Below are 7,867 nucleotides of genomic sequence, written 5' to 3'. Positions count from 1 at the left end.
AAAAAGTGGTACTCACCAAATTATTGGCGAGTACCACTTTTTATTTTACTGGGTTTTGTCCCAGCCCCTTTTTCTTATAGTCTAGGAAATTAAGGAATTTATCAAAATAAATATGAGCATGTTGAGCCGCGTCCAGCTCTAGCGCCTAGAAACGATGCGACTTTCACGAATCACTCTAATCTAAATCATCATCACTCACAAGCTCACCGTAATTCCTTTACCTCCGTTGACTCGTTCCAGTCGACGTTTCTAATCGGTCGCTTGCACTTTTATTCTGACAATGATGCAGCAACTATTAAAATTCTCATCTCTACCAAAAAAAAGTAAGCTTCTGTCAACTGACAAAAGCTCATGCTTATTACTTATCTTTCTTAAATGTACCAATAATGACCCTTACAAATCCACCAATAAATCTCGGGAGCTTAATCGTATAAAATTTCATGAGTTCGCCCTCCTCTTTTAACAAACAAAGCTATCTGGGAATCGTGTCACGACTCTTTATTAATAATAGTATGCCTTCATTGTACGAAAAAGTACCACTATTTCTAATCAGCTTGTTTGATATGCAAAGCGTAGATCCCCATGAAATATTTGCATCGGTTAGAGGATAATAGAAATTAGTTAAAGTTATACCACGTACTTCGTGCGAAAATGGAACAAATGAGATATTGGGATAGCTTTTGTCATGTTTTACATGATGTTCACCTGGAAGTGTAAGTTCTATATAATTCGTCTGATCAATGATGGCTCCCTTTATTCCTTTATCTATAATGGAATATAATAATTGGACATTAATTAATTCATGATCAAGTCTACCACCTGTTACACCGAATAAGTAAATGTAGTCAGGCTTTAGCTCAAATGCTTTATTTAATGCAATTTCAAGGTCTGTTTCATCCTTTTCTGATGAATACTCTTTCATATATTTACTATATTTAGCAATTGCTTCCCTTTCTTCCTTTGTCGTAGAATCGAAATCTCCTACTGCATAATCCATTGGTATGTTTTTTTTCACCAATGTCCATGCACCACGGTCAGCACCGATCCAACAATCCACTGTATCTAGATATGGGGTGAAATCAGGATACAGACCTGGTCCATTACCTATGATTGCTACAGTTTTCACGCTCTAATTACTCCTTTGCTGCATCCCGAATAGCTTGGATAGCTTTAGGACGATCTTCCTTCTGGAATATTGCGCTACCAGCAACCAAAATATCAGCACCGGCCTTTGTACATATTTGCGCTGTTGACGTATTGATTCCACCATCCACTTCTATCTCATATGAATATCCAAATTCCTTTCGCCATTCGTCTAGCTGTTTGATTTTAGCTAAAGTGCTTTTAATAAAGGACTGACCGCCAAATCCTGGATTAACCGTCATAATTAATACCATATCTATATCATTCAATATGGGTAATAGTGTTTCAACCGGAGTAGCTGGATTAATAACTACCCCCGCCTTCATATCCTGGTCTTTAATCAATTGAATGGTGCGATGCAAATGAGGACATACCTCTTGATGTACCGTTATTATATCAGCACCTGCATTTGCAAATGCCCCGATATAGGTATCTGGATTTTCTATCATCAAGTGTACATCCAATGGTAATGTTGTTGATGGTCGTATTGCTTCTACAATCAAAGGACCTAGAGTTATATTAGGCACAAAATGCCCATCCATTACATCGACATGAATATAATCTGCTCCTCCTCTTGTAACATCCGTTATTTCATCCCCTAGCTTAGAAAAGTCAGCTGCTAATATTGATGGAGCTATTTTTGTCATGACTAATACCTCGGCTTTCTACTTTGTATTTCTTCAAGAAATCGTAAATAGTGTTGATAACGATAGCTTGCAATTTCACCTGACTCGACAGCTTGTTTAATAGCACATTTAGGTTCCTTGTAGTGCATACATCCACGGAATTTACAGTTTTCCATTCTATCCCTTATTTCTGGAAAACATGCAGCTAATTCCTCAGGTTCAATATCCTGAAAGTCAAGCGAGCTAAATCCTGGTGTATCTGCTACTAATCCACCACAAAGTGAAATTAATTCAACATGTCGAGTTGTATGCTTACCTCTACCTAAGCTATCAGAAATTTCATCCGTTTTTAATAGGAGCGATGGATTTATCGCATTTAATAGCGATGTTTTTCCCACCCCTGATTGCCCAGCAATAACCGTAATATTATTCGTGAAATATTGTTCAAGTGAAGCTAATGCTGAAGAATCCTTTACTGAAAACTGCTCTACTTTGTAACCAACTCGTTCATAATCTTTTTGATAAGAAATGAGACTATTTTTCGCTTCATCTGCAACCAAATCCATTTTCGTTATAAAAATAACCGGCTTAATTCCTTTCGACTCTACTAATACAAGAAACCGATCCAGTAGTACCGTACTAAACACTGGCTTCATCGCAGAACAGACAATTATTGCCTGATTAATATTAGCAATAGGCGGTCTAATAAGCTCATTGTCTCTAGGATGTATTTCTAAAATGTATCCTTCATTTTTACCACTAATATCAAATGTAACGACATCACCAACTAAAGGAGTGATTTTCTTTTTTCGAAATACTCCCCTGCCTTTGCACTGAAAGATTTCTCCTTCAGATTCGACGTAATAAAAACCGCTTAGAGCTTTAATAATTCTGCCACTTGGCATTTATTCACCTTCTTCATACGAAACTGTCTTATTAGCAATAACTTCTTCATCCCTTTTAATCATATATTCCGCCTTACTATCTGGTGCTATTGTTAACGTGAACTCAAATTCCTTATCCTCCGTAATCGTTTCTTCCGTGTGTACCTCTGATAAATCATTGTTCATATCATCAATATATATCTTAACTGTTTGTTCGATCTTTTCCTCATTTTCTTCATTCGTATCAGGATTATATGGTACGGTAAACGTTACAGTATGTGATACAGGAGGTTTTTCTTTAGGTCCTGTGGAAATATAAACCTTTACTGTTGATCCTTCCTCTAACTCCGTGTTTGTCCCTGGCTCTTGACGTATCACTTCGCCTTCAACCGTACTTTCAGAGCTTTCTTTAGAGACATCCATCTTTAGATTATTATTTTCCAAATATTCCCTTGCTTCAGCTTCCGTCATTCCTTTAAGATTATTTAAACTAATCGTTTTCGGACCACTGCTAACTCGAAAAATAACCTTGGTATCACTTGGTACAACTTCCGAGTCTGGAGTTGGCTGAATCTGTTCAATGATTTCTCCTACTGGCTGATCTGAATATTCCTCATACGGATCTAAAACTTCATATCCTTCATCTTCTAACAACCGTTTTACTTGCGAAAAGTCTTTACCAACATAATCAGCAAATTGTACTTTTTCTTTTCCCTGACTAACGTATAATGTGATAGTAGTACCTTCCTTTATCGTACTTCCAGCCGTTGGATCCGTTTTAACTACATTTCCATCTTCAATGTCTTCAGAATGGATTTTTTCGCGCTCAACAACAAAACCAAGTTCTTCCAATTCTGATGTTGCATCATCATAAGCCATATCTGTAACATCTGGAACAGTTACATCTTTAGGCTGAAACATATCAGGATATACAAATAGGGCTACAGTCACTGCTGCTAGTAATAAAAATAAAATAATGGAAGCAATGAACCATTTTTTCTTCTTACTCTTGGGCTTTTTAGGTCGTTTCTTCTTTTGCTTTTTCTTCGTTTTCTTCCCTTTGTTATGATCCAGAGACTTGTCCGTTTCTTTATAAGGCTTTGTAGGACCATTCGTTTGATGTACGATCGTATCATCATTAACACTATCCTGCATTTGATCTGTAATAATTGGGATAGCCTTGGTTTCTTCTCCTTCTTCTGTTGGTGGTGTAAACACTGCTTCATTTAATTTACTTGGATGTAAAGCCATTTCAAGTGCATCTTCTAAGTCATAAATTGTCTCATAACGATGAAATGGATCCTTCGCTGTTGCTTTTAAAACAATGTTTTCTACACTCTGTGGTACATCTTGATTGTATTTTCGTACAGAAGGGGTATCATTTTGTAAATGCTTTAATGCTATCGAAACAGCAGATTGCCCCGAAAAAGGCAGTCTTCCTGTTAATAGTTCATATAGTACAATACCTATAGAATAGATATCCGACTTTTTAGTAGCCATTCCTCCCCTTGCTTGCTCAGGAGATAAATAATGAACGGAACCTAGAATGGAGTTTGTTTGTGTTAATGCTGTTGCACTTAAAGCAATAGCAATCCCGAAGTCTGTCACTTTTGCTTGACCATATGTATCAATCAAAATATTTTGCGGCTTTATGTCACGATGTACAATGTCATTTGCATGGGCATGAGCAATTGCCGCCGAAATTTGTTTCATAATGTCCAGCGCTTCCTGTACATCTAGCGGGCCATTTCGCTGAATATATTCTTTTAACGTCATACCATCAACATATTCCATTACCATGTAAAGAAGCTTGTCCTCTTCCCCTACGTCATATATATTTACAATGTTTGGATGAGAGAGGCTAGCCGCAGCGTGGGCTTCTCGATCAAAGCGAGCGATAAACTCTTCATCATTTGCATATTCTAGGCGAAGTGCTTTAATTGCAACGTCTCTTTCCAAGATAATATCCCTTGCTAAATATACATTGGCCATACCTCCGCCACCAATTGTATCTTTAATCTGATAACGTTCACTCAAGACATGGCCATTTAACATGAAGATTCACCCGCTTCCTCAGAAGGTGAATATTGAAAAATAATCAATGATATATTATCTTCCCCTCCACGTTCGTTAGCTAATGAAATCATCTTTTCACCGATTTCTTGTAAATCTGTACTTGCGTCCATGATTTCTGATAGCTCTTTATCCATAACTTTATCTGTTAAACCGTCTGTGCATAACAATAGTCTATCTTCTGGTTCTAAGCCAAGAGACATGACATCACTTTCTATTACTTCCTCCGTACCTAGCGCTTTTAATACGACATTTTTTCGTGGGTGGCTGAGGGCATCATCCTTCGTTATTTGTCCAGACTGAACTAAGGCATTTACTAAAGAATGGTCTTCCGTAATTTGTTTAAGTCCATCCCCGCTTCTCTTATAACACCTGCTATCTCCAATATGAGCAATCGTCATAAAATCACGGATCACAATAACAATGACAATAGTTGTTCCCATTCCATAACATTCTTTATTCTCTTGTGCATGGTTATAAATGGCTACATTAATTTCCCTTATTGCGTTTTGCACCCAGTTCTCTGTCTCTTCAGGCGAATCTATATGGTCACATGCATTCCATTTTTCCTCTAATAACGTGGTAGCCATCTGGCTAGCAACATCCCCAGCTTGATGACCACCCATTCCATCTGCAATAACAGCAAGAAATTGCCCAGAAGAATTATAAAATACTCCACCTGAATCTTCATTATGACTTCTTACTTGCCCTCGATCAGTCAGAAAACGAGCTTTCATTATTTCACCCCTTGTTTACTTGTAGGTTCTTTACATAACAGTATTACACAATCTTTTTAAGAAAAGAAGTCTATTCCTTATTTTTTCGTTTCATACGTGTTAGGAAAAAACCATCTGTATTAAAGGTTTGTGGAAACACTTGTAATCCATAGTTACTTATACCAGGAGATTCTTTTAAAGGAGATGGTAGTGTGTTAAAGAACTTATTATCAAGCTCATACGAATTGTTACGTTCTAAGAACCTTCTCACTAATCTCTCATTCTCCTCTTTATCGACCGTGCAAGTACTGTAGATGAGCAGACCTTCATCCTTTAACAATGGTATAACACTTTCTAATATTTCTAATTGTATCGTTGCCAATCGATTTATATCAGCTTCTTCTTTATGGTATTTTATTTCTGGCTTACCTCGGATTACGCCTAAACCTGAACAAGGAGCGTCAATTAAGACGCGATCAAATGTTTTTTCGTCATAAATATCCTGTAATTTTCTAGCGTCACCAGGTTTTGCATCTATAATCGATAAATCCAATTGATTTGCTTTATCTTCTATTAACTTCACCTTTTTTTTATGAAGATCAAAGGCATGTAACTCCCCTTGATTTTGCATTTTTTCAGCAATATGCGTTGCCTTTCCACCTGGGGCACTGCATGCGTCAAGTACTTTCATATTAGGGTGGGACTCTAGCATCTCAGCAACTAACATAGATGTTTGATCCTGAATCGTCACATAACCATGTTTAAATAATTCACTGTTTAAAATATTCCCTTTCTCAATAATGATTCCTTGGGAGGAAAATATCGAAGCTCTTGCTTCAAAACCTTTTTCTACTAATTTATTTAATGCCTGGTCTCGAGAAATTTTTAACGGCTGTACACGAACAGTTAACGGTTTATGTTGTGTATTGCACACACACATCGCTTCCGCTATCTTCAAACCATATTGATCCACCCATCGCTTAACGAGCCATTCAGGGTGACTGGTTTCAATCGAAATTCTTTTTACATCATCCTTAATAGTCGCTGTAGATGGTACTCCTTTCCTTTGAATAGAGCGAAGTACACCATTTACAAAAGAAGCAATTCCTTTATGACCTTTAGATTTAGCAATTTCAACAGCTTCATGAATAATGGCATGATCCGGAATTTTATCAAGGTATATCATTTGATACAAAGACATCCGTAACAACATTTTTACCCATGGTTTTATTTTCTTTTTCGGATCAATAAAAGCATCTAAATAATAATCTAATGTTAGTTTACGCTGAATGGTGCCATAAACAACTTCTGTCAATAGGCCTTCATCTTTTGCACCGATTTTTCCAGATTTCAATTCATGGTCAATAAGCAAATGACTGAACCCTTGATCTTTGTCGATACGTAACAAAACCTTTAATATCGTATTTCTTAACTGATTATTGCCCATCTACTCACCCATTATCATTCCATTTTTTATTCGGTTTGGATTTCCTTGTAGGTAGTCCTTTACTGTCATTCGCTTCTTACCAGCAGGCTGAACTTCTGTAATCCGAAATCCTTGATGATCTCCACAAACTACTATAATCGATGCATAATCCGGTTTATCAACGATTTCACCAGGTTGATTCCCTTGATAGAAAGTTTCGACAGGCTCTCCCCACCAAACTTTCATCAGCTTGCCTTCGTATTTCGTATAGGCTACTGGCCATGGATGTAAGCCACGAACATGATTATAAATCTCTGTATTCGACTTATGCCAATCAATCTGCTCTTCTTCACGCTTAATATTACGAGCAAATGTTGCTAGTGTATCATCCTGTTTTACTGGCTGTAATTGGTTATCAAATAGATTCGGCAATGTTTCCTGCAGCAAGGCAGATCCAGCTACTGAAAGCTTATCGTGAAGTGAGCCAACATGATCATTGTCTTCTATTTTCACTCTCTTTTGTGATAGGATATCACCTGCATCTAGCCTTTCAACCATATACATGATCGTAACACCCGTTACTTTCTTTCCTTGCATAATAGCATAATGAATCGGTGCTCCACCACGTAATTCTGGCAATAAGGAAGCATGTACATTAATACAACCAAAAGGTGGTGATGTTAATAATTGCTTAGGTAATAACTGTCCATATGCTGCCGTTATAATTAAATCTGGTTCATAAGCTAAAATTTCTTCATAATTATCCTTTAATTTCTCTGGCTGGAACACTGGGATATCATGTTTTTCGGCTTCTTCTTTTACAGGTGGAGGGATAATAATACGCTTCCTCCCCTTAGGTCGATCTGGTTGTGTTACCACAAGTACTATTTCATAAGGTGAATCAACTAATGATTGTAAAATTGGAACTGAAAAATCCGGTGTTCCCATAAATACGATTCGTTTCATCTTCATTACCTACTTTCTACGAGGCTATATATT

Annotated in this window: 8 protein-coding genes; all 8 read right to left on the bottom strand. The window is 37.1% G+C overall.

Annotated elements, in window-relative coordinates; translation table 11 throughout:
* Positions 1-358: 358 nt before the first annotated feature.
* Positions 359-442 carry a stage V sporulation protein SpoVM gene (gene spoVM, locus ABDZ84_RS05290; protein ID WP_034678883.1) on the bottom strand — a complete coding sequence of 28 codons (84 nt, stop codon included), beginning with the start codon at positions 440-442 and terminating at the stop codon, positions 359-361.
* A gap of 30 nt (positions 443-472) precedes the next feature.
* The gene (locus ABDZ84_RS05285; protein WP_026680849.1) at positions 473-1,126 is read right to left on the bottom strand and encodes a thiamine diphosphokinase; all 654 of its coding nucleotides are present in this window, start codon (positions 1,124-1,126) and stop codon (positions 473-475) included.
* 7 nt (positions 1,127-1,133) lie between these two features.
* Positions 1,134-1,790 (bottom strand): ribulose-phosphate 3-epimerase, encoded by a 657-nt coding sequence (gene rpe / locus ABDZ84_RS05280; protein ID WP_026680848.1) that lies wholly within the window; start codon positions 1,788-1,790, stop codon positions 1,134-1,136.
* A gap of 2 nt (positions 1,791-1,792) precedes the next feature.
* Positions 1,793-2,674: a ribosome small subunit-dependent GTPase A gene (gene rsgA, locus ABDZ84_RS05275; protein ID WP_205388612.1), complete on the bottom strand. Its 882-nt coding sequence runs from the start codon at positions 2,672-2,674 to the stop codon at positions 1,793-1,795.
* On the bottom strand, positions 2,675-4,708 hold the full coding sequence (gene pknB, locus ABDZ84_RS05270) for a Stk1 family PASTA domain-containing Ser/Thr kinase (protein ID WP_343780465.1): 2,034 nt from the start codon (positions 4,706-4,708) through the stop codon (positions 2,675-2,677).
* Complete coding sequence (locus ABDZ84_RS05265; RefSeq protein WP_026680845.1) at positions 4,702-5,463, bottom strand: Stp1/IreP family PP2C-type Ser/Thr phosphatase; 762 nt, start codon at positions 5,461-5,463, stop codon at positions 4,702-4,704. The genes pknB and ABDZ84_RS05265 overlap by 7 nt, the downstream gene beginning before the upstream one ends.
* Before the next feature lie 70 nt (positions 5,464-5,533).
* The gene (gene rsmB, locus ABDZ84_RS05260) at positions 5,534-6,889 is read right to left on the bottom strand and encodes a 16S rRNA (cytosine(967)-C(5))-methyltransferase RsmB (protein ID WP_026680844.1); all 1,356 of its coding nucleotides are present in this window, start codon (positions 6,887-6,889) and stop codon (positions 5,534-5,536) included.
* Entirely contained in the window at positions 6,890-7,834 is a 945-nt protein-coding gene (gene fmt / locus ABDZ84_RS05255) for a methionyl-tRNA formyltransferase (RefSeq protein WP_026680843.1), read from the bottom strand.
* Positions 7,835-7,867 lie beyond the last annotated feature (33 nt).

Source organism: Virgibacillus salarius, assembly GCF_039521925.1.
GTDB classification, from domain to species: domain Bacteria; phylum Bacillota; class Bacilli; order Bacillales; family Amphibacillaceae; genus Virgibacillus; species Virgibacillus salarius.
This window is presented reverse-complemented; position numbering and strand designations above follow the sequence as displayed.

Excerpts from the sequence above, each read along its gene's own strand:
- ABDZ84_RS05265 (WP_026680845.1), bottom strand. The coding sequence starts at position 5,463 with ATGAAAGCTCGTTTTCTGACTGATCGAGGGCAAGTAAGAAGTCATAAT.
- pknB (WP_343780465.1), bottom strand. The coding sequence starts at position 4,708 with ATGTTAAATGGCCATGTCTTGAGTGAACGTTATCAGATTAAAGATACA.
- rsgA (WP_205388612.1), bottom strand. The coding sequence starts at position 2,674 with ATGCCAAGTGGCAGAATTATTAAAGCTCTAAGCGGTTTTTATTACGTC.
- rpe (WP_026680848.1), bottom strand. The coding sequence starts at position 1,790 with ATGACAAAAATAGCTCCATCAATATTAGCAGCTGACTTTTCTAAGCTA.
- fmt (WP_026680843.1), bottom strand. The coding sequence starts at position 7,834 with ATGAAACGAATCGTATTTATGGGAACACCGGATTTTTCAGTTCCAATT.
- rsmB (WP_026680844.1), bottom strand. The coding sequence starts at position 6,889 with ATGGGCAATAATCAGTTAAGAAATACGATATTAAAGGTTTTGTTACGT.
- spoVM (WP_034678883.1), bottom strand. The coding sequence starts at position 442 with ATGAAATTTTATACGATTAAGCTCCCGAGATTTATTGGTGGATTTGTA.